Genomic DNA, 25764 nt, shown 5'->3' with positions numbered 1-25764 from the left:
CGCGTGAAAGGGCGCGACGAGTCGCTGGCCGGCCGCCTTTGAACGGCGCGGCGGCCGATCGGCTCGGCCGCTTGCGAAAGGATGTGACGAACAGCCGATTCGCCGCGCGCAAGAAGCTGCGGCACGCAGTTTGTGCCGGGCGCGCGCGTGACCGGAAGCGGCGCGCGGCCTGTTGCGCCGCGCGCGGGACGCCGCTCAGCGCGCGACCGCGAGCATCGGATACGTGAACAGCCCGAAATGCGCGAGATTCAGGCCGACGTGCGCGAGCACCGCCGCCTGCAGCCCGCCGGCGCGATATGCGAGCCCGTAGCCGACGCCCGCGACAGTGGCGAGCGCGACCCATTGCCAGCCGCCCGCGGCGTGCGCGGCACCGAACAGCAGGGCGGCGGCGATGAGCGCGAGCGCGCCCGAAGCCGGCGCGCGGTTCGCGAGCAGCCGGCTCAGCCCGCCTTGCAGATAGCCGCGGAACAGCGCTTCCTCGGCGAAGCAGACGAACAGCAGATTGTTCGCGAACCACAGCCACGCCGATTCGGGCCACTTCGGCGCCCAGCCTACGAGGCCGACGCCGAGCGCGAACACGAGGCAGACCGCCGATGTCGCGACGGCCGCGACGATGCCCGCGCGCCATGCGCGTGCGCGATCGTCGATCGGCCGCAGCCACGGCAGCGTCCACAGCAGCCAGAAGCCGACGAGCGGCTTGTCGAGATTCAGATACATCGAGAACGGCGCGGCATCCGGCGTGTAGCGCACGGACCCGATCACGCGCGGGTTGTGGAATCCCGGCAGCCAGTGGAGCATCAGCGCGAGCGCGAGCGCGACGAACACGGCGTGGCCGGCGATGCGAACGGCCGCGTGGCGCTGCGGCGCGACCGCGTACGCGGCGGCGGCGAGAAGTGCGATCGGCGCGAGCGCGACGGGCGCGATCAGGCCGGTCGCGAACGCGCCCGCATAGCCTAGCGCGCCGAGGCCGACGCTCGCCGCGCGCAGCTTCGGAAACCAGACGGCCGCGAGCGCGGCGACGAAGAGGGCGGCCCACGGAGCCGCGAGCCAGAAAGTGTTGCCAGACATGAATAGAACCACGAATGATCTTATGAAAGGCCGCACATCATAACGCGTTTGCCGTTGGGGGCCGCCGGCGCGAGGTGACGCCGGCGTTTGCGCTCGTCCGAGCAGACGAGGTTCTGTGGCGGGCGATCGCCGCGTGTTCCGCTCGCATGGTTCGGTGCTAAGCCCGTCGATGCGAAGACGGGCGCGAGCCGAGCGGCCGGGCGTGATGCGCGGCGAAGCGGGCGGCATCGAAGACGGCGACGGCCCGTTCGTTCCGTCGCGCTCCGGCGTCGCTGCGCGCCGGCCGGAACGCCGGTTGAGCAGCGGGGTGTGAGCGCGGGCGCGCGCCCGGCTCGGGCAACAGGTGTCCGCGTTCGGGCGGCGCATCGGCGCGCCGCAGCCGCACGCGCGGGAAAACCGCTCACGCGGCCGGCTTTTCCCCGACGACGAACTCGAACGACGCGACGCCGTCGACGCCGCCCGTCACGCGATCGCCCGGCTGCAGCGCGGCGACGCCCGCCGGCGTGCCGGTGAAGATCAGGTCGCCCGCGCGCAGCTCGACCGCGCGCGACGCATACGCGATCACGTCGGGAATCGGCCAGATCATGTCGGCGAGGTCGCCTTGCTGGCGCATGTCGCCGTTGACCGCGAGCCAGATCCGGCCGCGCAGCGGATGACCGACGGATGCGGCCGGATGGAGCGCCGTCAGCGGGCCCGACGCGTCGAAGCCCTTCGCCCAGTCCCACGGCCGGCCGGCCTTCTTCGCCTGGGCTTGCAGGTCGCGCCGCGTCAGGTCGACGCCGACGCCGTAGCCCCACACGTGATCGAGCGCCGCGTCGGCGGCGATCGCGCGCCCGCCTCGGCCGATCGCGATCACGAGCTCGATCTCGTGATGCAGGTCGGACGTGAGCGTCGGATACGGCACCGTGCCGCTCGCGGGCACGATCGCATCGGCCGGCTTCGTGAAGAAGAACGGCGGCTCGCGGTTCGGATCGGCGCCCATCTCGCGCGCGTGGTCCGCATAGTTGCGGCCGACGCAGAACACGCGGCGCACCGGAAAGCGCGCGGCGCAGCCGGCGACTTCGACGGACGGAACGGCGGGCGGCGCGAAAACGTAATCGGTCATCGTGATGTCTCTGAAAAAGTGTCGGAAAGCGAAGGCGCGGGCGGCGGCGCCCGGCGGCGGCGCAGCGCCCGGCCGCGCGTCGCGGTGAGCGTCGTCGGCATGTCGACGATACCGGCGCGGCCTGCGCGCCGATGCGACGGAAGTGTGGTTTTCATGGACAAAACTACGCGCGCGGCTTCGTGGCGGCCCGCGCCGCGCCTTTGGGCATGGCTGCGCCCGACGCGCCGGGCGTTTCGCCGCGGCCCGGCGCGTTGCGCCCGCCGGCCGCGTCGAGCGCACCGTTCGCCTCGCGGTAATCCTTCGGCGACACGCCGACGCACGCGCGAAAGCGCCGCGAGAAATAGCCTTCGTCGCGGAACCCGACCGCGTGCGCGATATCGGCGATGCGCCGGGTCGTGTGCGCGAGCAGCGATTGCGCGAGCGCGATCCGCCGTTCGGTGACGAGTTCGGTGAACGTGCTGCCCGTTTCCTTGCGGATCAGATGCGCGAGGTAGTTCGGCGACAGGAACGCCGCGCGTGCGGTGCCCGCGAGCGTCAGCGCGTCGTTCGTCAGGTTCGCGCGCACGTGGCGCAGCACGCGCGCGAACGCGTCGCGGCGGCCGGTGCGGTGCGCGCCGCTCTGGGCGAGCTTCGTGAGCGGCCCCGCGTATTGCGTGCAGACGAGCCCGATCAGCTGCAGCAGATAGCCGCGCAACAGCGGCGCCGAACCGAACGTGCGCGCGCGGTCCGCTTCGAGCATCCGTTGCGCGAGGCGGCGCGCGTCGTCGAACGCCGCGCCCGTGAGGATGAAGTCGAGGTGCTCCTGGAAGCGGAACGGCGCGAGCTCCGGCGCGCGTTGCGCGGACACGTCCTCGAGGTCGAGCGGATCGACGTCGAGGTCCGCGCGCAGGAACGTCTGCGAGAAGTTGATCACGACGAAATGCGCGCCCGGCGGATGCGCAATCAGGTGCTCGCGGTACGGCAGCACGAACGCGAGCGCGCCGCGCGGGAACGCGCGCGTCACGCCGCCGATCTGCTGCTCGGTGTCGCCGCCGAGGTTGAACTGAATCTGGAAGTACGCGTGCCGGTGCGGCTCGGTGATCGCCCGGCGGGTGGCCTCGTCGCGGATGTAGAAATCGAGGCGGTCGCTGCGCTCGGGCATGCCGTACGTGCGCGGCTTGGCTGGGGATGGCATGGGCTGTCGTGGTCGTGATGCGGGTGGTGCGGTCGGCCGCGTGCGGCGGCGCGACGGGCAATGATCGAATTGTCGCTAAAAACGGGCCGGTGCGGGGCGCGGCGCCGAGCGCCGGCGCGGACCGGTTCGGCCGCGCGGGGCGTCATGCCGCCGCCCGCTCGCATGGGCGCGGATGTCGCGGCGACCCTTCGCCGTGCGACGTCGCGGCGCGTTCGCGCCGGCCGAGCGCACGGCGCCCGAGCGCGGCGCGATTGGGGCGGACGCGGGAAACCCCGCCCGCGGACCGGCTGCCGCGCGCCGTCGCCCCGCGGCAGCCGGCGGCGGGGCGCATCGCAGCGCATCATCGCGGGCGATCGCGCATCGCGGCCGAGGGGCAGGAACGTGCGATGCTCGCCGGGACGTCGATGCAGGCTCCGCTGCCGCATCACAGCGTTTTCCTGCACGTGAAAAGCACGCGAGTCCGCCTATCGTTGTGGTTATGTGGAGCGCCCGAAGGAATAAAACGCGCGCGACGTTCGTTTTCGTTCACATGGGGCGCCGCCCGCCGCGGCGTGCGCGCGACGCCCGGACCAGACCGACGCGCCGCCCGGAGGCGGAAATGAAATCGACACGGATGCTTTCAGCCGTATGCGCGCTGCTTGCGCTGATGCTGTCGGCGGGCTGCGCGTCGCCGGACGACATGTCGCCGTCCGGCCATGCGGCGCCGACGGGCGGCTACGGCCGCGGTGCCGGCGGCAGCGGCGGCGGCTATTGAACGACGGCGCCGCGCGTGAGCTTCGAATCGGACGTCGTCGGCTGGCTGCCGCAGCTGCGGCGCTATGCGCGCGCGCTGACGGGCGATGCCGCGTGGGCCGACGATCTCGTACAGGACACCGCCGAGCGCGCGCTGTCGCGAATGGGCGCGTTTCGTCCCGACAGCAACCTGCGTGCGTGGCTGCTGACGATCCTGCGCCACCTGTACATCGATCAGTTGCGCGCGCGCCGCGAATTCGCCGTCGACGACGACGACGGCCCGTGGCGCACGCTCGAGGCGCCCGTCGGCCAGGTCGACGCGCTCGTGCTGCGCGACGTGCAGCGGATGCTGTACCGGCTGCCGCTCGATCAGCGCGAGGTGCTGCTGCTCGTGTGCGTCGAGGAGTTGAGCTACCAGGAGGCGTCGGCGGTGCTGGGCGTGCCCGTCGGCACGGTGATGTCGAGGCTCTCGCGCGCGCGGGAGCACATGCGCGCGCTGTTGACCGGCGCACCGCGGCGGCCGCCGCTGTCACTCGCCACTGCGAGGCATCATCGATGAGCGACGATCTCGATCCAGCCGTTGCGCCGGAATCCGACGAACCGGGGCTGTACGCGCTGTCGGCTTTCGTCGACGGCGAACTGCCCGATGCGCAGCGCCGTGCGGTCGCCGTGCGGCTCGCGGCCGATCCGCGCGCGGCCGACATCGCCGCGCACTATCGCGCGCAGCGCGCGGCGCTGCGCGCGCTGTTTGCCGATCCCGTCGCGCGGCGCAGCGGGCCGTGCGTCGTGCTGCGCGTGCGCACGCCGTGGTGGCGGCGCGCGGTGTTCGCGGGCGGCGCGCTGGCGGCGGGCATCGCGCTCGGCTGGCTCGGCGGCGTGCTCGCGCCGTCGGCCGCGCTGCGATGGGTCGCGCCCGCGGCCGCGCAGGCCGCGTTCGCGCGCGAGGCGGATCTCGCGTATGCGGTCTACGCGCCCGACGCGCGGCACCCGGTCGAGATCGCCGCCGATCGCGACGGCGCGCTTTCCGCGTGGTTGTCGGCACGCGTCGGCCGGCGGATCGCCGCGCCGCGGCTCGACGAATACGGCTTCGCGCTGCTCGGCGCGCGGCTGCTGCCGGGCGCGGCCGGCCCCACCGCGCAGTTCATGTACGAAAACGCGGCGGGGGGGCGGCTCGCGCTCTACGTGAGCGCGTCCGCGCAGCGCGAGATGGCGGTCCGGCTGCTGCGCGACGGCGAGCGGCGCACCTTCTACTGGGCCAGCGGGCGCACCGCGTACGCGCTGTCCGGCCAACTCGCCGAAGACCGGCTGCGCGAGATCGCGGCCGACGTCTGCGGCGAGCTCGGCGGCCATCCGGAGCGGTGGCGGTAGGCGCGCGTCGCGTCGCGATGTCGAGGCCGCCGAAAAGTCGATCATGCGTGCCGCCGGTTCATTCGCCAAGGCCGTCGCGGCGCTCGCGTGCGCCCTCGGCGCGTGGCTCACGCCGGGCGTGGGCGCGATGAGCGTCGCGCCGGTGCCGGACGCGCGAGGCGCGCCGGGTGCGCCGCCGGGCACGCCTCGCTTGTTCGTGGCCGCGGCGAGCGCGGAGGTCGTGCGGGACGCCGAGCCGGCCGGCACGCTTGACGCGTCGCCGCACGCGGCGCCGCGCTACCGGCTCGATCCCCGGCATTCCGGCGTCACGTTTCGCGTCGACAATTTCTGGCACGCGCATCTGACGATGCGCTTCACGCGGATGCGCGCGGAGCTGGCCGGCATCGACGACGATGGGCTTGCGAGTCGCGTCGACGTGACGGTCGACGCGGCGAGCCTTGGCGCGAACGTGCCGTTCGTCGCCGCGCTCCTGAAGGGTTCGGCGATGCTCGACGTCGCGCGCTACCCGGAGATTCGCTTCGTCGGCACGCGCTTCGAGCGCACCGGCGCGACGGAGGGCCGCTTGACCGGCGATCTGACGATCCGCTCGACGACGCGGCCGATCACGCTTGCCGTGCGTTTCGCCGCCGGGCAGCCGGGCACCGGCGCGCGCGAAGGCGTCGAACGCGGCGCGGCCCGGCCGCGCGCGGAGTGGGGCCAACGCGAATCCGGCTCCCGCGACGCGCGCACGCTCGCTTTCGTCGCGGACGGTCACTTCAGCCGGGCCGCGTTCGGTTTGTCGCGCTGGCTGCCCGCCGTCGGCGACGACGTGCGGATGCGCATTCGCGCCGAGTTCGTCAGGGAGCGCGCGGAGCCTTGAGCCCGCGCGTGTGTTTTTCTTCGTTCGAGGAGGGTCATCATGGTCAAGATTCTGCTGACTGCGATCGCGTGCGCGGTGCCGGCCGCGGCGCTCGCGGAGCCGCCGAAGGCGTCGGGCGGCATGGTCGTCGACGACGCCGGCATGACGCTTTACACGTTCGATCGCGACACGGTGCCCGGCAAGAGCGCGTGCGCGGGCGGCTGCACGGCGAACTGGCCGGCCGCGCTCGCCGACGCGTACGACAAGCCGGGCGGCGACCTCGGCCTCATCGCCGCGGCGGGCGGCAGGCATCAGTGGACGTACAAGGGGCGTCCGCTGTATCGGTTTTCCGGCGACACGAGGCCCGGCCAGCACAACGGCGACGGTTTCGGCGGCATGTGGCACGTCGCGCGGCCATGACGGGCTGGAACGGCGCGGCGCGCCGCACGCGGCAGCACGCGATGCCGTCGATGTGCGCGTGATTGTCGCGACGGCCTCACGGATCGAGACGTCTCGTTCACCGTTCGGTTACATATCCGTATATAATAATCATTCTCATTTACAAAACCATATCCGGGCGCGACGGTCCGGGGGGATCACGTCCATGCCGGGCAACACTCTGCGTCTGCAGCGGGAGATCGCTGCGCTCTACACCGGTCATCGCGGCTGGCTGCACGGCTGGCTGCAGAAGAAGCTCGGTTGCGGCGAGCGCGCGGCCGATCTCGTCCACGACACGTTCATCCGCCTGCTCGCGCGCGACGAGCCGATCGACGCGGCCGAGCCGCGCGCGTTCCTGACGACCGTCGCGCAACGCGTGCTGTTCAACCACTGGCGGCGCGAGCGGCTCGAGCGCGCCTATCTCGACGCGCTCGCGCGGCTGCCGGAGGCGGTCGCGCCGTCGCCGGAGACGCGCGCGATCCTGTTCGAGACGCTCGTCGAGATCGACCGGATGCTCGACGGGCTGCCCGCCGCGGTCAGGCGTGCGTTCCTGCTCGCGCAGCTCGACGGGATGACGCACGCGCAGATCGCGGCCGAGCTTCGCGTGTCGCTCGCGACCGTCAAGCGTTATCTGGTGAAGGCGGGCGCGCAGTGCTACTTCGCGATCGCCGCATGAGCGGCGCGCAGGCGGCCGGCGGCCCGCCCGCCGTGCCGGCGTCCGTCGCGCGCCGCGCGGTCGAATGGTGGGTCGAGCTCGGCTCGGGGCACGCGACCGACGCGACGCGCGCGCGTCTTGCGCGCTGGCGTGCCGAGCACCCGGCGCACGACGCCGCGTGGCGGCACATCGAGGCCGTCAACGGGCGGCTCGGCCATGTCGCGGGTACGCTCGGCGCACGGGCGGCGCGCGCCGCGCTGCTGCCGCCGCGCTCGCGCGCACGGCGCGCGGCGGTCAAGGCGCTCGCGGTGCTGCTGTTCGCGGGCGGCGCGGCGTGGGCGGGCCGTGCGCACTCGCCGTGGCGCGCCTGGGGCGCGGACGTGCGCACGGCCGTCGGCGAGCGGCGCGCGATCACGCTTGCCGACGGCACGACGGTCATCCTCAACACCGATACCGCGATCGACGTCCGCTTCGACGACACGACGCGCCGCGTGCGCCTGCGGCGCGGCGAAATCATGGTGACGAGCGGCCATGACGCGGCGCGCGCGGCCGCCCGCCCGCTCGTGATCGCGACCGCGCACGGTGACGTGCGGCCGGACGGCACGCGCTTTTCGGTGCGCGAGCGCGGCGACGCGACGCGCGTCGACGTGTTCGACGGCGCGGTTCGGATCGCGCCGCTGCGCGCGACGGGCGTTGCGCCGTTGGTCGCGGCGGGGCGGCGCGCGGATTTCACGCGCGACGCGCTCGCCGGGCCGCCGCGCGCGATCGAGGGCGGAGCGGGCGCGTGGGCGGACGGCATCCTCGTCGCGTCGAACCTGCGTCTGGCCGACCTGCTCGCCGAGGTCGACCGCTACCGCCCGGGCCGCGTGCGCTGCGATGCCACGGTCGCGAACCTGCGCGTGTCGGGCACATACCCGCTCGACGACACCGATCGCATTCTCGATACGTTGCGCGAGACGCTGCCCGTCGACGTCGAGTACGTGACGCGTTACTGGGTGACGGTCGTCGCGGCGCGCGAATGAGCGCGATCCGAACGCTTCCCGAATACCCTCGAGAAAATTTTCGCCAGGCCTGAGCTGTTTTCGATGTTCGCGTGACATGGGAAATGAAGGCTGCATTTCACCCATCGTCAACGAGTCATCGATCATGGATTCACTCCGCAATCGCCATTCTCGCCACGCGTTCGCCGATTCCGCGCGCGCGCCGGCCAGTTCGATCGAGTCGGGCGCGCGCGCGCCCGGCCGCCCGCATGCGGCGCCGCGCGGCGTGAGCCGGCGAAGCCGCGCGGCGGCGCCGTTCGCGCCGCGCCGCGTCGTCGCGAGCGTGGCCGCCGCCGCGCTGTTCTCGGCGTTCGCCGCGCCCGACGCGGCGAGCGCGGCCGAGCCGGCCGCCTCGACGCGCGCGTACGACATCCCGGCCGGGCCGCTCGACGCCGCGCTGACCCGCTTCGGCCGCGAGGCCGGCATCCTGCTGTCGTTTCCGGGCGAACTGGCCGCGGGCTTGCAAAGCCCCGGCCTGCACGGTCGCGCGGATGCGGCCGCGGCGCTCGACCGGCTGCTGACGGGCACGGGCCTCGTCGCGCTGCGGCAGCCGAGCGGCGGCTACACGCTCGTCAGGTCGCCCGCCGGGCCGGCCGCGCCGAGCGCGGGGGCGGCGCTCGCGACCGACACGACGCTGCCGACCGTCTCGGTGCGCGCGAGCGGCCTGCACGCGGACAGCTACCGTGCGCCGCGCGAGGCGGCGGGGCTGCGCAGCGACGCGCCGCTCGCCGAGGTGCCGCAGGCCGTCAACATCGTTGCGCCGCAGGTGCTGCGCGACCAGCGCCCGCGCAACCTCGACGACGCGCTCGCGAACGTGAGCGGCATCACGCAGGGCAACACGCTCGGCAGCACGCAGGACACGGTGATGAAGCGCGGCTTCGGCGACAACCGCGACGGCTCGGTGATGCGCAACGGGATGCCGATCGTGCAGGGCCGCTCGCTGAACGCGACGACGGACAGCGTCGAAGTGCTGAAGGGGCCGGCTTCGCTGCTGTACGGGATCATGGACCCGGGCGGCGTGATCAACGTCGTCACGAAGCAGCCGCAGCTCACGCGCCACAACGCGATCTCGGTGCTCGGCTCGACCTACGGGCACGGCAGGAATGGCGGCGAGCTCACGTTCGACTCGACGGGCGCGATCGGCGATTCGCGGCTTGCGTACCGGCTGATCGTCGATCAGACGAACGAGCAGTACTGGCGCGACTACGGCGAGCATCGCGAGACGCTCGTCGCGCCGTCGCTCGCGTGGTACGGCCGCGACACGCAGGTCGTGCTGTCGTACGAGTACCGGCGCTTCCTGATGCCGTTCGATCGGGGCACCGCGCTCGATCCGCGCACGAACGAGCCGCTCGCGATCCCGGCGCGCCGCCGCCTCGACGAGCCGTTCAACGACATGCGCGGCGAATCGAATCTGGTGCAACTAACGGTCGACCATCAGCTCGCGCCCAACTGGAAGGCGCACCTCGGCTACAGCTACAACCGCGAGACCTACGATGCGAACCAGATACGCATCACGGCGGTCGATCCGGTCAAGGGCACGCTCACGCGCAGCAACGACGCGACGCACGGCTCGCGCAGCACCGACAGCTACGCAATCGCATACGTCGACGGCCGCGTGACGCTCGCCGGGATGCGGCACGACGTGCAGTTCGGCGTCGACAGCGAATACCGGCAGGTCTACCGCGCGGACATGCTGCGCCAGGCGATCAAGACGCCGTTCAGCTACCTGAACCCGACGTACGGGCTGATCCCGCCGTCGACGAGCGTATCGGCGTCCGACAGCGATCAGAGCGACACGCTGCACACCGCGTCGCTGTTCTTCCAGGACAGCATCCATCTGACCGACAAGTGGATTCTCGTCGGCGGCGCGCGCTTCGTCCGCTACAGCCAGCTCGCCGGGCGCGGCCGGCCGTTCCGGGTCAACACGAACCTGAGCGGCACGAAGTGGCTGCCGCGCGCGGGCATCGTCTACAAGTGGAACGACGCGCTGTCGCTGTACGGCAGCTACACGCAGTCGCTGAAGCCGACGTCGAAGATCGCGCCGATGTCGGGCGGCTACGTGATCGACGGCTCGACCGCGCCCGAGCAGGGCGCGTCGTGGGAGCTCGGCGCGAAGCTCGACCTGCCGAGCGGCTTCGCCGGCACGCTCGCGTTCTTCGAGATCGACAAGAAGAACGTGCTCGTGTCGCAATACAACGACGCGACGAACCAGACCGACTGGCGCACGTCCGGACGCGCGCGCTCGCGCGGGATCGAGCTCGACGTGTCGGGGCGGATCGGCGAGCGCTGGAACGTGATCGCGAGCTACGCGTACATCGATGCGAAGACGACCGAAGATCCGCTGTACGCGGGCAACCGGCTGTGGAACGTCGCGCGGCACACGGCGTCGCTCGCGGCCGTCTACGACGCGGGCGCCGTGTTCGGCGGCGACGACCTGCGGATCGGCGCGGCGGGGCGCTACGTCGGCGCGCGGCCGGGCGATTCGGCGAACAGCTTCACGCTGCCCGCGTACGCGACGGCCGATGCTTTCGCGACCTACGACACGCGCGTCGGCAAGCAGAAGCTGCAGTTCCAGCTGAACGTGAAGAACCTGTTCAACCGCACGTATTACCCGTCGAGCGTGAACCGGTTCTTCGTGTCGGTCGGCGATGCGCGGCAGGTGTCGCTGCTGACGACGCTGCAGTTCTGAATCGGGCCGCCGCTTTTCATGGCGGATTCTCCGAATCGACGAAGCGAGTGTCGGGCCGTGCGGCGCACGGCGCGACGCGCGCGGGAGGAACCGATGAGGCCACGCTCCGATCGTCCGGCGCACGCTTGGGCCGCGCAATGAAAAATAAACGCCGGGGGAAATGCCGGATCAATCGGGCGACGCGCCGTTGAATCGAAAGAGCTCGATTGCGGGCGAGCCGGAAAATGCCGCCGATCGCAACGAATCGGATGAGGCCAAACCATCCGGGGATGGCTTCCGTCATGATTGAATTGCGCGCGGGATGTGCGGGATGCGCGGGAGAACCCCTATGAACGGCGTGCACGCGCGGCGCGATTCGAAATGATGATCGTGCGGCCCGTCTTGGCCGGCGATTCGCAAACGATTGCATGGGCCCGGATCGAGAAAATCGCCGGTTCGATGCTGGAATAATCGACCTGATTTTTTAGATTCGGCGAGCCGGCGGGCGGCGGCAGCGTGATAAGCTCGATCGACATGAAAGCAGCACGAGACGAACGGGGGTGTTCGCGATGGAACACGAAGTCCGACCATCGATGGCCACGACGCGGCGGCACGACACGACGGCCGCGCCGGCGGAGGCCGCCCGAACGGGCGCCGCGCGTCAATCCGACGGGTTCTCCGGCATCCTGATCGAAGTGTGCGCGCGTGTCGCCGCGGCGCTCGCGCTCGGGGTTTTCGCATATGCGGCGTATACGCAGTGGCGGCTCGATCCGTCGCGCATCACGCTGATCCTGCTCGCGGTGTCGACCACGCTGACAGTCGGCTTGTCGCTGTTCGCCGAGCCGCCGAAAAAGCGCGACTGGAGCCCGGTCGCGCTGTTCTTCTCGCTCGGCGGCACCTTCTACTATCTCGTCTTCCAGCTCACCGCGAGCCGACAACTGATTCCGGAGACGGCCGGCGCGGCGATCCAGCTGTTCGGCCTGTTCTGGCAATTGTTCGCGAAAGTGTCGCTGAGACAATCGTTCGGCATCCTGCCCGCGAATCGCGGCGTCGTGTCGCGCGGCGCGTACCGGTTCGTCCGGCATCCGATGTACCTCGGCTATCTGATCATCGACACCGGCTTCCTGCTGACGAATTTCAGCGCGCGCAACCTGATCGCGGTCGTGCTGCAGATCGGGTTGCAGATCGGCCGGATTCGTCGCGAGGAGCGGGTCCTGTCCGAGGACGCCGCGTATCGCGCCTACCGGCGCTCGGTTCGCTACCGGGTGATTCCGGGCCTGTTCTGAGCGGGCCGCGGCGCTTTTGGATCGACCGGCCAGAACCGGCTCGACCGACGCCGCACGGGTGCCGGGCGGGCAATGCGCGAACCCCGCGCGAACCCGCCCGCCGCCGCTGGGTCATGCGGCCTTTTCGTGTTTCTGCGGCTTGCCGGGCCCCGCGCCGATCTGCCAGACGTACGGCGGCGCGGTCCCGTTGACGGCGCGCTCGCCCACGATCCTCGCCTTGTAGACGAGCGGATTGTGCGACGCGACCGTGCGCGCGTTGCGCCAGTGGCGATCGAGCGCCTTCGACGCGCTTGTCGCCGATGCGCCGAGCGCGTCGAACAGATGCGTCGCCGCGCGCAGCACGAGTTCCGATACCACCAGTTGCCCTTGCGCCGATTCGATTTCGGCGGCGATGTTCGCGTCGTGCTCGGCGGCCGCCTCGCCGCCGAAGTGCGCTTCGTACGCGCGCTGCGAAGGCTGCGCGGCGCGTAGCGCGATCGCCTCGGCTGCGTACGCCCACGCCGAGATCTCGCCGACGACCTGCAGGATCTGCGCGTCGTCGCTCACGCGCGGCCCGTTGCCGTGGCTGTAGATCCGCGTGCGCTCGCGCACGAGCGCGCTCGCGTCGCGTTCGACCGCGCGGCCGATGCCGGCGAGCGTCGCGAGATGGAATAGCTGGTAGAACGCGGTCTGATATTTGAAGCGCCGCGCGAAATCGATGACGTTCGCTTCGTCGACGTGCGCGTCGACAAAGCGCGTCGTGCCGCTGCCCGTCGTCGCCTGACCGAAGCCGTCCCAGTCGTCGTCGCGGATCACGCCTTCCTGATGCGTCGCGACCGCGGCGATCACCGGGCTGCCGTCGTCGGCGCGCTGCGCGTAGACATCGATCCAGTCGGCGAAGATCGCGCCCGTGCTGTAGTACTTCTCGCCGTTCACGATCCAGCGTCCGTCGCGCTTCGCCACCTTCGTGCGCACTTCGCCGAGCGCGACGTCGCCGACCTCGGTCCACGCGTTGCCGACGAGCTGGCCGCTCGCGAAGCGGTCGAACCATGCCTGCCGCGCGGAGGCGGCCGGCGCATTCAGCCAGTCCTCGACGAACGCGAAATGGCCGCGCAGCGCCTGCGGCAGATTCGAGTCGGCGGCCCCGAGCTCGATCAGCAATTGAACGAGCTGCGGAATCGACGCGCCGGCGCCGCCCGCGTGCACGGGCACGCGCACCGCGCCGAAACCGGCTTCCTTCAGCCAGCGAATCGGCTCGTGCGGCAGCGCGCGCGTGCGGTCGCGCTCGATCGCGCCTTCGGCGATGCGCGCGAAGATCGGCCGGAAGCGGGCCGCGAGCGATGCGTAGTCGGTGCCGGTCGAGATCGCCGGATCGGCAAGGGCGTGAGACATGGCGAAGTCCTCAGGGAGTGAAGAAACGTGATTCGGCGGATGCCGCGGGCCGGGCGCGCGTTTTGCGTGCGCGTGGTCACGGCCCCGGGTGCGAGTGCGGTCGGCGTCGGGCGATCAGAGGGATTGGCGATCGCGGAGCGGGGGCGGCGTCGGGATCGAGTGTGCTCAAGGGGCGGCTCCTCGGTTGGGGCGATTCGAACGGCAAATCGCAGTTATACGAAGCGCGCCCGCAAAACACAAAGAAGCAGTTCGCGATTCGTTATGAAGCGCGACGCGATAAGCAATCGACGGGGAGGGGGGAGAAAGAGGCGGCGAGCCGATGGCCGTCGCGCCGCGAATCGGCGCGATCGAGGTCCGCACGGCGCGATGCGCGGCTCGCATGACGCGCGCCGTGCGGGACGCCGTGTGAGCGCGCTCGACCCGCGCGTTGAACGGCGCGAGCGCGCGCCGTGCCGCATGCAACGGCAACCTGCCGGTTCAGCGTTGTAACTGCGGAAAGACGCAAGGACGCATCTTCACGTACAGCGTTTGATTCACGCACGGACGTCCCGTGTAGTCGACGACTTCGTTCGCCGGGCGCCGCGATTCGCTCGCCAGGCTTTCGCCGCCGCCGCCGCCGCCGCCGCCGCGATTCGACGAGGCGACGGACGGCCCCGCTTCGACGGATCGCGGCGCCTGACGAAGCGGGGCGCAGGCTGCCAGCGCAATGCCGAGCGCGATTGCGACGATCGACGCTTTCATGATGCTCCTCTTGTTTCGTATCGTTCGATTCGACTTCGACGCGGCCACGGGACTCGATCGCATCGGTCGATGTGCGCTCATGTTGCGCGTGCGTCGCTGCGCGAACGTGAGCCGAACATGACAAAGATGTCGTCGAGGCGGAGCATGCGATCCGCGGCGTGCTCGGCACGCACGCATCGGCAAGGGAAATGGTCAGGCAGCGTGAGACGCGCGCGCCCGAGACGCGACGACGGGGAGAAATCGCGCGCCATGACGAAGCGCGGAATGCGAAGCGAACCGCCGGCTGCTTCGTGCCGCCGCGCGACGGGGTGCGCATCTGCGCGACGCGCGCGGCGAATCGCGATCTCGGGCGCGCGGATTCGAAAACCCAAAAAAACGGCCGGACAGGGGGAGCTGTCCGGCCAAAGAGCGATAGCACCTGCTGGTGCCAATGCGCCTCGCGTGCTCGAGGGGGGAACCCAACACCTCGTTCCAGTTTCGTCTGATCGGCGATCTTGGAATGCAGATGCTACGGGATCGTCGCGGCGCCACGCTGACGCGAACGTGAAATTTTCGTCATCGAACCGGCCGCGCTCGCGGCCGTTTCCGCGCATCGCGCTCATGACGGATTTGTCATCTCACGCTCATGGTTGCGTGCCGTCCGACGTTCAAAGTAGAGCCAACTGTCGACCGACAGGGATCTACTTTATGGAGAGTTCGCGATGAACACGAAAAAACTGATGGCATGGGCCGCCGCCGCGGCACTGACGACGCTGGCTGTCTCGCCCGCTGCATTCGCGCAGGGCAAGACGCGCGGGGAAGTCAAGCAGGAGCTGATCCAGGCGCAGCACGAAGGCGTCGTGCCCGCCGGCAAGAACGACTATCCGCCGAGCGCGGCGCTCGTCAAGCGCAACAAGGAAGTGCACGCGATCGCGGTGCACGGCGGCAAGACCAGCGTCGCGCTCGATCAGCACGATCAGGCCGTGGCGCGCTGATGCGCGCGCGGCCGGGGCCGGGCAAGCGGCACGCCAGATCGCATTCGCGCGGGCGGCTTGACCTGCCGCCTCCCGCGAGCGATGCGCCCGCTCAGGCCGAATTCCCGGGAAACTTCAGCCAGAACGTCGTGCGCACGTGCGGCTCGCTGTCGACGCCGCACGTGCCGCCGTGGTTCTCCATGATCGAGCGCACGATCGCGAGGCCGAGCCCGGTGCCCGACGCGGAGTTGTGCCGCGCCGGATCGACGCGATAGAACCGCTCGAAGATCCGCTCGCGGTGTTGCGGCTCGATGCCGCGGCCCGTGTCCGAGACGCTGACCATCGTCGCGTCGGCCGTGCGCCGGCATTCGACGGTGATCGTCGAGCCGCGCGGCGCGTGATTGAGCGCGTTGCTGATCAGGTTGCTGAGCGCGCGGTGATAGAGCAGCGCGTCCGCCTGCACGTCGGCCTTGCCGCTCACGACGATATTCACCCCCGCATCCTCGGCCATCGGCTCGTAATAGCCGGCGACACGCTCGGCCTCCGCCGCCGCATCGAGCGTGCGGATTGCCAGATGGCTCTGCGCGTTGTCGGAGCGCGCGAGGAACAGCATGTCCTCGATCATGCGCGACAGGCGCTGGTATTCGTCGATGCTCGATTCGATCACGTCGCGATATTCGTCGGCCGTGCGCGGCTTCGACAGCGCGACCTGCGCTTCGGCCAGCAGGTTCGTGAGCGGCGTGCGCATGTCGTGCGCGAGATTCGACGAGAACTGGCTCAACCGGACGAACGATTCGTCGAGGCGCTTGAGCATTCCGTTGAACGCGTGTTCCATTTCTTTCAGCTCGCCCGACGTGTCGAGCTCCGGCAGCGGCTGAGCCAGCCGGCTCGACGACATCTGCTCGGCGCGCGCGACGAGCCGCCGCAGCGGGCTCAGGCCGAACATCGCGATGCCGTATGCGAGCGCCGCCGTCAGCACGACCGCGAGCACCTCGATCACCACCACCGTGTACGCGTACGCGCGCAGCAGCGCGTGGTCGTTCCTGCCGTCGTACTGGATGACGATGCGCGCCGTCCGGCTCGCGGCGTCGCGCAGCGGCGCGTCGCCCGCGAGGTAGCTGTACGTCGTGCCGGCACGCGCCGTGTTCTCCGGCACGCGCGTTTGCGGCGCGCCTGGCGCGGGCCGCTGCGCGACGAAGCCGCGCGTCGCGAACAGCAGCCGGCCGCCGGTGTCGTAGATCGCGAGATCCAGATTCTGGTGGCCGTGCAGCTGATCGATCCACAGATCCGATTTGCGCGGGATGTCGTCGACGCTCGCGACACTCGCGAGATGCGTGCGCATCGCCGCGAGCGTCGCGGACATTTCGTACGACGACATGCCTGCGAGCCGGTTGTGCAGCGCACTGTATAGCGCGATGCCGCTCAGCGCGAGCGTCGCCGCGGTCGACAGGATGATGAGCGCCGTCAGGCGCGCGCGCAGCGTGCGAGGCAACAGGCGTTTGATCATCGGCTCGGCGCGCTCCCGCTCCTGACCTCGAGCACGTAGCCCATCCCGCGCACCGTGTGGATCAGCTTCGGCTCGTACGCGTCGTCGATCTTCGAGCGCAGCCGGCGGATCGCCGCATCGACGACGTTCGTATCGCTGTTGAAGTTCATGTCCCACACCTGCGAGGCGATCGTCGCGCGCGGCAGGATCTCGCCCTCGCGGCGCATCAGCAGCCACAGCAGCGCGAATTCCTTCGCGGTCAGCAGCACGACGTCGCCCTGGCGCGTGGCCTTGCGCCGCGTCAGGTCGAGCTCGAGATCGGCGATCTTGAGGATCGTCGATTCGCGCCCCTGTCCGCGGCGCAGGATCGAGCGCACGCGCGCGACCAGCTCGACGAAATCGAACGGCTTGACGACGTAATCGTCCGCGCCGAGCTCGAGCCCCTTCACGCGGTCGCCCACGTCGTCGCGCGCGGTCAGAAACAGAACGGGCGTCGAGCGCTCGCGGCGCAGCCGCTCGAGCACGGTCCAGCCGTCGTGGCCGGGCAGCATCACGTCGAGGATGATGAGGTCGTACTCCTCGGTCTCGGCCTGATGAAGGCCCGTCACGCCGTCCTCGACCCAATCCGCGATGAAGCCCGCTTCAGTCAGCCCCTTGCGCAGATACATGCCGGTCTTCGGCTCGTCTTCCACGATCAGTATTCGCATCTGGATTCACCTCGATGATTCGCGCCGGCGGCGCAGCATGGCCGCGGGCGCGAGCTTCGCGAGCCGGCCGGCAAGGCGCTCGCCGAGCGTGGCGCGCAGCGACGCCGAGTGCGCCACCCGATAGAGTACCGGCAAAACGAGCAGCGTCAATGCGGTCGACGACAGGATGCCGCCGATCACGACCGTCGCGAGCGGGCGCTGGACCTCGGCGCCCGTGCCGGTGGCGAACGCCATCGGCAGGAAGCCGAGCGACGCGACGAGCGCCGTCATCAGCACCGGCCGCAGCCGCGTGAGCGCGCCTTCGCGCACCGCGGCGTCGAGCGGCATGCCTTCCTCGCGCAGGTTGCGGATGAACGAGATCATCACGAGGCCGTTGAGCACCGCGACGCCCGACAGCGCGATGAAGCCGACCGCGGCCGTGATCGACAGCGGAATGCCGCGCAGCCACAGCGACACGACGCCGCCCGTCAGCGCGAACGGGATGCCGGTGAACACGAGCAGGCCGTCCTTCGCGTTGTTGAACATCACGAACAGCAGCACGAAGACCATCGCGAGCGCGAGCGGCACGACGATCTTCAGCCGCTCGCTCGCGCTTTGCAACTGTTCGAACTGGCCGCCCCACGACAGCCAGTAGCCGGCCGGCACCTGGACGTCGGCCGCGATTCGCTCGCGCGCGTCGGCGACGAACGAGCCGACGTCGCGCCCGCGCACGTTCGCGCTGACGACGACGCGGCGCTTGCCGTTCTCGCGGCTGATCTGGTTCGGCCCGGGCGACAGGTCGACCGTCGCGAGCTCGGTGAGCGGCACGTACGGGGCCTGGGCGAGCGGGCCGCTCGCGCCCGTCGCCGCCGGGAAGGGCAGCGCGATCGGCAGCCGCTTGATCGCCTCGACGTCGGTGCGCAACTCGTCGGGCAGCCGCACGACGATGTCGAAGCGCCGGTCGCCCTGGAACAGCAGGCCCGCCTTGCGCCCGCCGACCGCCGCGGCGACCGCGTCCTGCACGTCGCCCACCGTCACGCCGTAGCGCGCGAGCTTGTCGCGATCGAGGTTGACGGTCAGCACGGGCAGGCCCGTCGTCTGCTCGACCTTCACCTCGGAGGCGCCCGGCACCTTCTGCAGCGCGGCCGCGATCTGCTCGCCCGTCGCGTTGAGCGCCGCCATGTCATCGCCGAAGATCTTGACCGCGACGTCGCTGCGCACGCCGGAGATCAGCTCGTTGAAGCGCAACTGGATCGGCTGCGAGAACTCATACGCGTTGCCGGGCAGATCGGCGAGCGCGGTCTCGATTTCCTGGCGCAGCGTATCGCGCGACTTGCGCGGATTCGGCCACTGATCGACCGGCTTGAGCATGACATAGGCGTCCGACATGTTCGGCGGCATCGGATCGGCCGCGATCTCCGCGGTGCCGGTGCGCGCGAACACGCGTTCGATTTCCGGGAAGCGCGCCTTGAGCGTCTTCTCGATCGACTGCTGCATCGCGATCGACTGCGTAAGGCTCGTGCCGGGAATGCGCAGCGAGGACACCACGAGGTCGCCTTCATTCAGATTCGGGATGAACTCGCTGCCAAGCCGCGTCGCGAGCAGGAGCGCGAGCGCGACGACGGCGGCCGCGCCCGCGAGCACCTGCTTCGGCCGCGCGACGAACGCGTCGAGCACGGGCGCGTACAGGCGCTTGGCCGCGCTCATCAGCCGGTTTTCCTTTTCCTCGACGCGGCGGCCGATGAAGAGCGCGACCGCGGCCGGAATGAACGTGACGGTGAGCGCCATCGCGGCCGCGAGCGCCATCACGACGGTGATCGCCATCGGATGGAACATCTTCCCCTCGACGCCCGTCAGCGCGAAGATCGGCAGGTAGACGACCATGATGATCAGTTGCCCGAAGATCAGCGCGCGGCGCGCTTCCTGCGATGCGGCGAACACCTCGGCGAAGCGCTCGTCGCGCGTGAGCGGGCGGCCCGCCGCGTGCTGCGCGTGCGCGAGCCGGCGAATGCAGTTCTCGACGATCACGACCGCGCCGTCGACGATGATGCCGAAATCGAGCGCGCCGAGACTCATCAGGTTCGCGCTGACCTTCGCGTTGACCATTCCGGTGAACGTCATCAGCATCGACAGCGGAATCACGAGCGCGGTGATCACCGCCGCGCGGATGTTGCCGAGGAACAGGAAGAGGATCGCGATCACGAGCACCGCGCCCTCGAGCAGGTTCTTCTTGACCGTCTGCACGGCCTTCTCGACGAGCACGGTGCGGTCGTACGCGGGGATCGCGCGCACGCCGGCGGGCAGCGTGCGGTTCACGTCGCCCATCTTCGCGGCCACCGCCTTCGCGACCGTGCGGCTGTTCTCGCCCATCAGCATGAACACGGTGCCGAGCACGACCTCCTCGCCGTTCTGCGTCGCGGCGCCCGTGCGCAGCTCGCGGCCGATGTCGACCACGCCGACGTCCTTCATCCGCACCGGCACGCCGCCCGCGTTCGTGAGCACGATGTTCGCGATGTCGTCGACCGAGCGCGCCTGGCCCGGCACGCGCACGAGGTACTGCTCGCCGCGCTTTTCGATGTAGCCCGCGCCGACGTTGTCGTTGTTGCGCTCAAGCGCGCGCACGACGTCGGCGAGCGTGAGCCCGTACGACATCAGCTTCGTCGGATTCGGCGCGACGCGGTATTCCTTCACGTAGCCGCCGATCGTATTCACCTCGGTCACGCCCGGCACGTTGCGCAACTGCGGGCGCACGACCCAGTCCTGCAACTCGCGCAGATCGGCGGTCGTGTAGCGCGTGCCGTCGGGCTTGCGCGCGCTGGGATCGGCCTCCACGGTCCACAGATAGATTTCGCCCAGGCCGGTCGACGTCGGCCCCATCGTAGGCGCAATGCCGGGCGGCAGTTTGTCCTTCGCTTCCTGGATGCGCTCGTTGACGAGCTGGCGCGCGAAGTAGATGTCGGTGCCGTCCTTGAAGATCACGTTGACCTGCGAGAGCCCGTAGCGCGAGATCGAACGCGTCTGCTCGAGGTTCGGCAGGCCGGCCATCACGGTCTCGATCGGATACGTGATCCGCTGCTCGGCCTCGAGCGGCGAGTAGCCGGGCGCGGACGTGTTGATCTGCACCTGAACGTTCGTGATGTCGGGCACCGCGTCGATCGGCAGCTTCTGGTAACTGTAGACGCCGAGCGACGCAGCCGCGACGATCGCGAGCATCACGAGCCAGCGGTGCGCGATCGCAAAGCGGATCAGACGCTCAAACATGGTGACGGTCCTTTGGAATGCGAAAAAGAAAGCGATGCGCGCCGCCGCCGCGCGGCGCGTCGGCGCTACTCGGAGGCGGCCTTGCCGAGCTCGGACTTCAACACGAAGCTGTTCGCGACGGCGTAGGTCTGGCCGGGCGCGAGGCCCTTGACGATCTCGACGGACTTGTCGTCGCGCCGGCCCGCTTCGATCGCCTGCGCGACGAAACCCTTCGGCGTTCGAACGAATACGGTGGGCGCGCCGTCGATCTCCTGCAGCGCGTCGCTCGCGACGGCGACGGGCACGTTCTGGGTGCCGGCGTCGACCGTCACGTTGACGAACATCCCCGGCCGCCACGCGCCGTCGGGGTTCGGCAGCACGACGCGCGCGGACGCGGTGCGGGTTTGCTCGCCGAGCAGCGCGCCGACGTACGCGATCGGCCCGCTCGACTTCGATTCGAACGCGGCCGCGCTGACGCTCGCGTGGCGGCCGACGCGCACGTCGTTCAGACGCTGCGCGGGTACGGCCATCTCGGCCCACACCGACGACAGATCGGACACGACGAACACGTTCGCGTCCGCCGCGATCGCCTCGCCGGGCGCGATGTGCTTCTCGACGATCGTGCCGGCGAACGGCGCGCGCAGCTCGTAGCGGTTGAGCGCGCCGGGCGCGGCGCTCGCGTTCAGCGCGGCCAGCTTCTGCCGCGCGTTCGCCGTGGCGATTTCCGCCTCGCGCAACTGCACCTGCGCCTGCAGGTAATCCTGCTCGGCGGAGATGCGCTCCTCCCACAAGGTCTTTTCGCGCGCATACGACGTGCGGGCGGCCTGCAGCCGGCGCTCGGCCGTCATCAGCTCGCTGCGGCGATCGGCAAGATCCGTGCTCGCGATCACCGCGAGCACTTGCCCCGCCTTGACGTTCTCGCCGATCGACACGGCTACCCGCTCGACGATCCCCGCGACGCGCGGCACGACGTGCGCGGTGCGATCCTCGTTGAACTTGATCTCGCCGGGCAACTGGAAGCTCGCGACGACCTGCGCGGGGCCCGCGCGCGCGACGCCGATCTTCGCCGCGCCGATCTGCTCGTCGGTGAGCGCGATCGCGCCGTCCGCGCGCGAGAGCGGAAACGATGCGCTGCGCGCGCCGACCTTCACGTCGATCGATGCGTCGAACACGTGCGGCTTCGCGATCGACTGCGCCGACGTGTACTTCGCGCCGGATCGCAAGAACTGCAGCGCGACGCGGCTGCCGTCGTAGCGGGTCAGCGCGCCGGCAACCGTTACGTCTTTCTCGACGGGCTTGCCGTCGACGAACGGATAGACGACGAGGCGCGCATCGTCCGGCTTCTCGGACAGCACGATTTCGGCGGACAGCGCGCCTTGCGCGAGCATCGTGCCGCCGTGCGGCCCGATCGCGCCGGACGCGGGAGCGTCGGCCGGCGCGGACGATATGGCCGACGTGGACGGCGCGCGCGCGAGCGCCAGCGCGATGGCGAGGGCGCCGGCCGCGGCGGCGCCGGCGAGAATCAGGGGCTTGCGTTGCATGACGAGTTCTTCAGCGAAGTTGGGCGAGGGGGCGGGAGGCGTCGCTCGACGGCGCGCCGACGACGCGCTCGATATCGGCGAACGACTGATGCGCGTCGGCGAGCGCCTGCACGTAGCGCGACTGCGCGTCGAACAGCGTGCGCTGCGCGTCGAGCACGTCGAGGAAGCTGAACTTGCCGAGCTGATAGCCGCGCGACATCGCATCGAGCGACAGCCGGGCGGCGGGCAGCACGTCGGCCTTCAGCCGCCGCGCTTCGCCCGTCGAGCGCTCGTAGCTCGTGTAGGCCTGCGTGAGATCGAGCCGCAGGCGCGCGCGCTCGGCGTCGAAATCGGCGTTCGCTTTCGCGGCCTTGTGGACGGCTTCGAGAATCGCGCCCTTGTTCGTATCGAAGAGCGGCAGCGGAATCGACACGCCGACGACCGCCTGGTTGTCCAGTAAGCCGCCCGTGACGACGCGCTTGACGCCCGCGCTGACGGTGATGTCCGGCACGCGCTTCGCGCGCTCGATCGCGATCTGCGCGTTCGTGCGCAGCATGTCGGCCTTCGCCGCGCGCGCGAGCGGCGCGTCGTCGAGCCGGCCGAGCAATTGCGGCAGCGGCGCGACGCTCGGCAGCGCGTCGAGATCGCCCGATGCGACGCGGCCGTGCACGTCGGCGCTGCCGGTCGCGTTCGCGAGCCGCGCGAGCGCCGCCGACACGCGCGTTTGCGCGTTAGACAGCTCGATCTGCGCGGCCGTCTGCGCGACGCGCGCCTTCGTCGCCTCGACGGGCGACACCTTGCCGGCGCGCGAGCGCTTGTCGGCCATGTCGGCCGAGCGCGCGGCGATCGCGGCGGATTCCTCCGCGACTTGCAACTGACGCTGCGCGGCGAGCACGCCGTAGAACGCGCTCGTCACGTCGGCGCGCAGCGCGGCCGCGCGGCCGTCGAGCGACGCGAGCGCGAATTCGCGGCCGTATGACGCGGCGTCGATGCGCGCGCGCCGCTTGCCGCCGAGCTCGATCGTCTGGTTGATGAGGCCGGTCGACGTTCGCTCCCGCCGCTCGAAGCCTTCCTGCAGGAACGACACGTTCGGATTCGGGCGCGCGCCTGCCTGGATGAGCGCGCCGACGGATGCTTCGGCGCCCGATTGCGCGCTTTTCAGCAGCGGATTGTTCGCCGCGGCGAGATCCAGCGCATCGTCGAGCGACAGCGTGGTCGATGCCGAAGCTGACGCAAGCGGCGCGGCGGACACGGGCGGCGCGGAGGGCAGGGAAGACGCACGGGCGTCCGACGGTTCGGCGCTCGGGTGGTCGGGCGCGGCGGAGGCTGGCGCGTGCTGCGCGTGCGCCTGCACCGCCGACACCGCGATCGCGGCCGACACGAGTGCGGCGAAGATACGCTTGGGCATGAGTGATCGAGTTCCGGTGAAACGCGATCGATGCTACGGGCGTGCCGCAATGCAAACATGAGGTGAACATGACATTTTTGTCACGTTCGCGACGCAGCGAGCGCCGTGCGCGATGCAGCGGGTTCATCGGCGAGCCGGGCGTGCAGGCGGCGTGAGGGAAGGGCGTTGGAAGGGCGGCGTCGACCGCGTCGAGCGGGCCGCGGCGGCGCGCGAGCGCGCGCCGGCAGGCGTGGCGGGATGGCGGGGAACGCGGATCAGCCGCCGCCGACGACGGAATGCGCGCGGGCGGTGGCCTCGACGCCGACAGCCGGCGGGTTCGCGCCCGGCGCGCCGCCGTCTCGCTGCGACAGCGTCGCGCCGGCTTGGCAGCCGGATGCGCAGGCCGTCGACGGCGCGCCGCGATGCGACTGCTGCGGGGCCTCCGCGCCAATCGGCTTGCGCTCCTTGAACACGCGCTCGGGCATGCCGTGCGCGAACGCGGATGATGCGGCGAAGGCGAACAGCGCCGCGAAGGTGATGGATGTGGCTCGTTTCATCGAATATCTCGCTTGGGTGGCGCCGCCGGAACGGCGGACCCGTTCAGTGTGACGACGGGGCGCAGCGTGACGATGACTGCGAGGTGACAAGTCCGTCAGGAACGTCGCGCGGTGCGCGGATCATGCGTTTTCCGCGGCGGACCGAATCGTTGCCGATCGCTGCAGGAAAGCGCGTCGGGTACCGCGAGCGAGCGGACGGGAGGAGGGGCTGGAGAAGCCGCAGCGGCTGCAACGCGATGCTGCGCTGCGGGCGGGGCGGTCGGCATCGATACCCGATCGAACGAAAAAACGATTCGACTCCGGTTCGGCGGGGGCGGACCACGACGCCCCGCCGTGCCGGCATCGTTCGTCACGATGCGCTCAGCACCCGCCCCGGCAGTCGGCGACGCCGCATGCGATCAGATTCCCGGCGATTTCGCGCAGCAGATGCTGCGTGAGCGCGCCGGCGCCGCCTTGAGCGAGACGAAGCAGTTCGATGAGATCTTGCGCAGCGAGGCTCATGTTGGTCTCCTTCGCCGCGGCGCCTCTCCAGCGCCGCCGCAAAACATGAAATTCTCTTTGTCGTGACTGAAGTATCGTCGACGCGACGGGCCGTTCCAATCAGCGGGGGACGAACTTCGGGTCATCCGGCGCGGCTACTTGTCGGTGATTTCCTACGCGATGCCTAGCGGAAATCGGAGAGTGGAAGGTGAGGCGGAGAGCATGACGGGGGGGCTTCGGCGGGGGCGAAAGCGGGCGTCCGAACGGTGGGCGGCGGGTTGGAAATGCGTTCGCGAGGGCGCCGCCGGAACGATCCGGCGCCCGCCGGCCGCGTGGCCAACCGCCGCGCGATCGCTGTCGCGAGCGCCGGGCGCCGCGCTTGCCGTCCGGCGCGTGACGATAGGGCATCCTGCTGATGCGGCCGAGGCGCACGCGCGCAACTCCGAGCCGCCGCCCGGCCGCGCGCGTCGGCTACGCCTTGTAGCCGATGTTGCGCAGCAGTTCCTTGCGCCAGCGCACGTCCTCGTCGTTTTCGACGCCGAGCGGCGCAAAGCCGTCGACGACGCCGAGAATGCCACGCCCCTGATCGGATTGCACGACGACGATTTCGGTCGGATTCGCCGTCGCGCAAAAAATCCGGCAGACCTCGGGCACCGCCTTGATCGCGTTCAGCACGTTGAGCGGATAAAAGCCGTCGCCGAGAAAGACAACGAAGCAATGGCCGGCGCCGATCGCGGTCGCGTTTCGGCAGGCGAGCTCGGTCAGCGCGCCGTCGGTGCCGGAATGGCGCACGAGGCGCTTGCCGGAGGCCTCGCAGAACGCGAGACCGAACCGGATGCCGGGCACGGCGCCGACGAGCGCCTCGTGGATGTCCTCGACCGACTTGATGAAATGCGTCTGACCGAGAATGAAGTTCGCCGTCTCGGGCTTGTCGATTGCAACGGTAAGCAATTGCAGCATGTCGCACCTCG

The 25764-nt window shown here is 70.3% G+C and carries 26 protein-coding genes; 11 read left to right on the top strand and 15 right to left on the bottom strand.

Annotation, left to right across the window (positions count from 1 at the left end):
• Positions 1–195: 195 nt before the first annotated feature.
• The 3 genes from BTH_RS07155 to BTH_RS07145 all read right to left on the bottom strand — a co-directional run bounded on the left by BTH_RS07155 (position 196) and on the right by BTH_RS07145 (position 3314).
• Positions 196–1104, bottom strand: a complete 909-nt coding sequence (locus tag BTH_RS07155) for a CPBP family glutamic-type intramembrane protease (protein WP_308411123.1) — start codon at positions 1102–1104, stop codon at positions 196–198.
• A gap of 364 nt (positions 1105–1468) precedes the next feature.
• Positions 1469–2173: a fumarylacetoacetate hydrolase family protein gene (locus BTH_RS07150; protein WP_009897137.1), complete on the bottom strand. Its 705-nt coding sequence runs from the start codon at positions 2171–2173 to the stop codon at positions 1469–1471.
• A 163-nt stretch (positions 2174–2336) separates the two neighbouring features.
• Entirely contained in the window at positions 2337–3314 is a 978-nt protein-coding gene (locus BTH_RS07145) for a helix-turn-helix transcriptional regulator (RefSeq protein WP_009897135.1), read from the bottom strand.
• A gap of 646 nt (positions 3315–3960) precedes the next feature.
• Between BTH_RS07145 and BTH_RS07140 the strand changes: the two genes are divergently transcribed.
• The 8 genes from BTH_RS07140 (at position 3961) to BTH_RS07105 (ending at position 11107) form a co-directional block, all read left to right on the top strand.
• Complete coding sequence (locus BTH_RS07140; protein WP_009897133.1) at positions 3961–4101, top strand: hypothetical protein; 141 nt, start codon at positions 3961–3963, stop codon at positions 4099–4101.
• A gap of 15 nt (positions 4102–4116) precedes the next feature.
• Positions 4117–4638: a sigma-70 family RNA polymerase sigma factor gene (locus BTH_RS07135; RefSeq protein ID WP_009897131.1), complete on the top strand. Its 522-nt coding sequence runs from the start codon at positions 4117–4119 to the stop codon at positions 4636–4638.
• Positions 4635–5447, top strand: a complete 813-nt coding sequence (locus BTH_RS07130) for an anti-sigma factor family protein (protein ID WP_009897129.1) — start codon at positions 4635–4637, stop codon at positions 5445–5447. Before BTH_RS07135 ends, BTH_RS07130 begins: the two co-directional genes overlap by 4 nt.
• 43 nt (positions 5448–5490) lie before the next feature.
• The gene (locus tag BTH_RS07125; protein ID WP_009897128.1) at positions 5491–6306 is read left to right on the top strand and encodes a YceI family protein; all 816 of its coding nucleotides are present in this window, start codon (positions 5491–5493) and stop codon (positions 6304–6306) included.
• Positions 6307–6345: 39 nt separating this feature from the next.
• Positions 6346–6705, top strand: a complete 360-nt coding sequence (locus BTH_RS07120) for a COG4315 family predicted lipoprotein (RefSeq protein ID WP_009897126.1) — start codon at positions 6346–6348, stop codon at positions 6703–6705.
• A 184-nt stretch (positions 6706–6889) separates the two neighbouring features.
• Positions 6890–7399, top strand: a complete 510-nt coding sequence (locus tag BTH_RS07115) for a sigma-70 family RNA polymerase sigma factor (protein ID WP_009897125.1) — start codon at positions 6890–6892, stop codon at positions 7397–7399.
• Positions 7396–8400, top strand: a complete 1005-nt coding sequence (locus BTH_RS07110) for a FecR domain-containing protein (protein WP_009897122.1) — start codon at positions 7396–7398, stop codon at positions 8398–8400. The genes BTH_RS07115 and BTH_RS07110 overlap by 4 nt, the downstream gene beginning before the upstream one ends.
• 76 nt (positions 8401–8476) lie before the next feature.
• Positions 8477–11107, top strand: a complete 2631-nt coding sequence (locus tag BTH_RS07105) for a TonB-dependent siderophore receptor (protein ID WP_375166618.1) — start codon at positions 8477–8479, stop codon at positions 11105–11107.
• Between the two features lie 16 nt (positions 11108–11123).
• On the opposite strand, the gene BTH_RS33305 is transcribed toward BTH_RS07105, so the two are convergent.
• Both BTH_RS33305 and BTH_RS33300 read right to left on the bottom strand, forming a co-directional pair.
• Positions 11124–11390 carry a hypothetical protein gene (locus tag BTH_RS33305; RefSeq protein ID WP_127446368.1) on the bottom strand — a complete coding sequence of 89 codons (267 nt, stop codon included), beginning with the start codon at positions 11388–11390 and terminating at the stop codon, positions 11124–11126.
• 43 nt (positions 11391–11433) lie between these two features.
• Positions 11434–11664: a hypothetical protein gene (locus BTH_RS33300; protein WP_154660030.1), complete on the bottom strand. Its 231-nt coding sequence runs from the start codon at positions 11662–11664 to the stop codon at positions 11434–11436.
• Positions 11665–11679: 15 nt separating this feature from the next.
• Here BTH_RS33300 and BTH_RS07100 point away from each other — a divergent pair, with 15 nt between their 5' ends.
• Complete coding sequence (locus BTH_RS07100; protein ID WP_009897119.1) at positions 11680–12372, top strand: methyltransferase family protein; 693 nt, start codon at positions 11680–11682, stop codon at positions 12370–12372.
• A gap of 111 nt (positions 12373–12483) precedes the next feature.
• Here the strand turns inward: BTH_RS07100 and BTH_RS07095 are convergent, their stop codons facing one another.
• From BTH_RS07095 to BTH_RS07085, 3 genes are all read right to left on the bottom strand, one after another.
• Positions 12484–13743, bottom strand: coding sequence for an acyl-CoA dehydrogenase family protein (locus tag BTH_RS07095; protein WP_009897117.1), 1260 nt, complete (start codon positions 13741–13743; stop codon positions 12484–12486).
• Positions 13744–14220: 477 nt separating this feature from the next.
• Complete coding sequence (locus tag BTH_RS07090) at positions 14221–14484, bottom strand: hypothetical protein (protein WP_009907682.1); 264 nt, start codon at positions 14482–14484, stop codon at positions 14221–14223.
• Positions 14485–14561: 77 nt separating this feature from the next.
• Positions 14562–14915, bottom strand: a complete 354-nt coding sequence (locus BTH_RS07085; protein WP_223297112.1) for a hypothetical protein — start codon at positions 14913–14915, stop codon at positions 14562–14564.
• 270 nt (positions 14916–15185) lie between these two features.
• On the opposite strand from BTH_RS07085, the gene BTH_RS07080 reads away from it, so the two are divergent.
• Positions 15186–15458, top strand: coding sequence for a DUF4148 domain-containing protein (locus BTH_RS07080; protein ID WP_009897112.1), 273 nt, complete (start codon positions 15186–15188; stop codon positions 15456–15458).
• Between the two features lie 91 nt (positions 15459–15549).
• Here the strand turns inward: BTH_RS07080 and irlS are convergent, their stop codons facing one another.
• The 6 genes from irlS to BTH_RS07050 all read right to left on the bottom strand — a co-directional run bounded on the left by irlS (position 15550) and on the right by BTH_RS07050 (position 24313).
• Positions 15550–16944, bottom strand: coding sequence for a heavy metal sensor histidine kinase IrlS (irlS, locus tag BTH_RS07075; protein ID WP_009897110.1), 1395 nt, complete (start codon positions 16942–16944; stop codon positions 15550–15552).
• Positions 16941–17630 (bottom strand): heavy metal response regulator transcription factor IrlR, encoded by a 690-nt coding sequence (irlR, locus tag BTH_RS07070; protein WP_009897108.1) that lies wholly within the window; start codon positions 17628–17630, stop codon positions 16941–16943. The genes irlS and irlR overlap by 4 nt, the downstream gene beginning before the upstream one ends.
• Before the next feature lie 6 nt (positions 17631–17636).
• Positions 17637–20870 carry an efflux RND transporter permease subunit gene (locus BTH_RS07065; protein ID WP_009897107.1) on the bottom strand — a complete coding sequence of 1078 codons (3234 nt, stop codon included), beginning with the start codon at positions 20868–20870 and terminating at the stop codon, positions 17637–17639.
• A 65-nt stretch (positions 20871–20935) separates the two neighbouring features.
• Positions 20936–22390, bottom strand: coding sequence for an efflux RND transporter periplasmic adaptor subunit (locus BTH_RS07060; protein WP_009897106.1), 1455 nt, complete (start codon positions 22388–22390; stop codon positions 20936–20938).
• Positions 22391–22400: 10 nt separating this feature from the next.
• On the bottom strand, positions 22401–23777 hold the full coding sequence (locus tag BTH_RS07055) for a TolC family protein (protein ID WP_009897105.1): 1377 nt from the start codon (positions 23775–23777) through the stop codon (positions 22401–22403).
• A 254-nt stretch (positions 23778–24031) separates the two neighbouring features.
• Entirely contained in the window at positions 24032–24313 is a 282-nt protein-coding gene (locus BTH_RS07050) for a hypothetical protein (protein WP_009897104.1), read from the bottom strand.
• A 333-nt stretch (positions 24314–24646) separates the two neighbouring features.
• Here BTH_RS07050 and BTH_RS34330 point away from each other — a divergent pair, with 333 nt between their 5' ends.
• Complete coding sequence (locus BTH_RS34330; RefSeq protein ID WP_162482703.1) at positions 24647–24880, top strand: hypothetical protein; 234 nt, start codon at positions 24647–24649, stop codon at positions 24878–24880.
• 384 nt (positions 24881–25264) lie between these two features.
• Here BTH_RS34330 and BTH_RS07040 read toward each other — a convergent pair whose 3' ends face one another.
• Positions 25265–25753: an adenosine-specific kinase gene (locus BTH_RS07040; RefSeq protein ID WP_009897101.1), complete on the bottom strand. Its 489-nt coding sequence runs from the start codon at positions 25751–25753 to the stop codon at positions 25265–25267.
• Positions 25754–25764: the final 11 nt, after the last annotated feature.

It is taken from the genome of Burkholderia thailandensis E264 (genome assembly GCF_000012365.1).
Classification (GTDB): domain Bacteria; phylum Pseudomonadota; class Gammaproteobacteria; order Burkholderiales; family Burkholderiaceae; genus Burkholderia; species Burkholderia thailandensis.
Note: the sequence above shows the minus strand (reverse complement) of the source record. Positions and strands in the feature narration are given on the sequence as shown.

Excerpts from the sequence above, each read along its gene's own strand:
- BTH_RS07150 (WP_009897137.1), bottom strand. The coding sequence starts at position 2,173 with ATGACCGATTACGTTTTCGCGCCGCCCGCCGTTCCGTCCGTCGAAGTC.
- BTH_RS07145 (WP_009897135.1), bottom strand. The coding sequence starts at position 3,314 with ATGCCCGAGCGCAGCGACCGCCTCGATTTCTACATCCGCGACGAGGCC.
- BTH_RS07140 (WP_009897133.1), top strand. The coding sequence starts at position 3,961 with ATGCTTTCAGCCGTATGCGCGCTGCTTGCGCTGATGCTGTCGGCGGGC.
- BTH_RS07130 (WP_009897129.1), top strand. The coding sequence starts at position 4,635 with ATGAGCGACGATCTCGATCCAGCCGTTGCGCCGGAATCCGACGAACCG.
- BTH_RS07125 (WP_009897128.1), top strand. The coding sequence starts at position 5,491 with ATGCGTGCCGCCGGTTCATTCGCCAAGGCCGTCGCGGCGCTCGCGTGC.
- BTH_RS07120 (WP_009897126.1), top strand. The coding sequence starts at position 6,346 with ATGGTCAAGATTCTGCTGACTGCGATCGCGTGCGCGGTGCCGGCCGCG.
- BTH_RS07115 (WP_009897125.1), top strand. The coding sequence starts at position 6,890 with ATGCCGGGCAACACTCTGCGTCTGCAGCGGGAGATCGCTGCGCTCTAC.
- BTH_RS07110 (WP_009897122.1), top strand. The coding sequence starts at position 7,396 with ATGAGCGGCGCGCAGGCGGCCGGCGGCCCGCCCGCCGTGCCGGCGTCC.
- BTH_RS07105 (WP_375166618.1), top strand. The coding sequence starts at position 8,477 with ATGGGAAATGAAGGCTGCATTTCACCCATCGTCAACGAGTCATCGATC.
- BTH_RS33305 (WP_127446368.1), bottom strand. The coding sequence starts at position 11,390 with ATGACGGAAGCCATCCCCGGATGGTTTGGCCTCATCCGATTCGTTGCG.
- BTH_RS07100 (WP_009897119.1), top strand. The coding sequence starts at position 11,680 with ATGGCCACGACGCGGCGGCACGACACGACGGCCGCGCCGGCGGAGGCC.
- BTH_RS07095 (WP_009897117.1), bottom strand. The coding sequence starts at position 13,743 with ATGTCTCACGCCCTTGCCGATCCGGCGATCTCGACCGGCACCGACTAC.
- BTH_RS07090 (WP_009907682.1), bottom strand. The coding sequence starts at position 14,484 with ATGAAAGCGTCGATCGTCGCAATCGCGCTCGGCATTGCGCTGGCAGCC.
- BTH_RS07080 (WP_009897112.1), top strand. The coding sequence starts at position 15,186 with ATGAACACGAAAAAACTGATGGCATGGGCCGCCGCCGCGGCACTGACG.
- irlS (WP_009897110.1), bottom strand. The coding sequence starts at position 16,944 with ATGATCAAACGCCTGTTGCCTCGCACGCTGCGCGCGCGCCTGACGGCG.
- irlR (WP_009897108.1), bottom strand. The coding sequence starts at position 17,630 with ATGCGAATACTGATCGTGGAAGACGAGCCGAAGACCGGCATGTATCTG.
- BTH_RS07065 (WP_009897107.1), bottom strand. The coding sequence starts at position 20,870 with ATGTTTGAGCGTCTGATCCGCTTTGCGATCGCGCACCGCTGGCTCGTG.
- BTH_RS07060 (WP_009897106.1), bottom strand. The coding sequence starts at position 22,390 with ATGCAACGCAAGCCCCTGATTCTCGCCGGCGCCGCCGCGGCCGGCGCC.
- BTH_RS07055 (WP_009897105.1), bottom strand. The coding sequence starts at position 23,777 with ATGCCCAAGCGTATCTTCGCCGCACTCGTGTCGGCCGCGATCGCGGTG.
- BTH_RS07050 (WP_009897104.1), bottom strand. The coding sequence starts at position 24,313 with ATGAAACGAGCCACATCCATCACCTTCGCGGCGCTGTTCGCCTTCGCC.
- BTH_RS07040 (WP_009897101.1), bottom strand. The coding sequence starts at position 25,753 with ATGCTGCAATTGCTTACCGTTGCAATCGACAAGCCCGAGACGGCGAAC.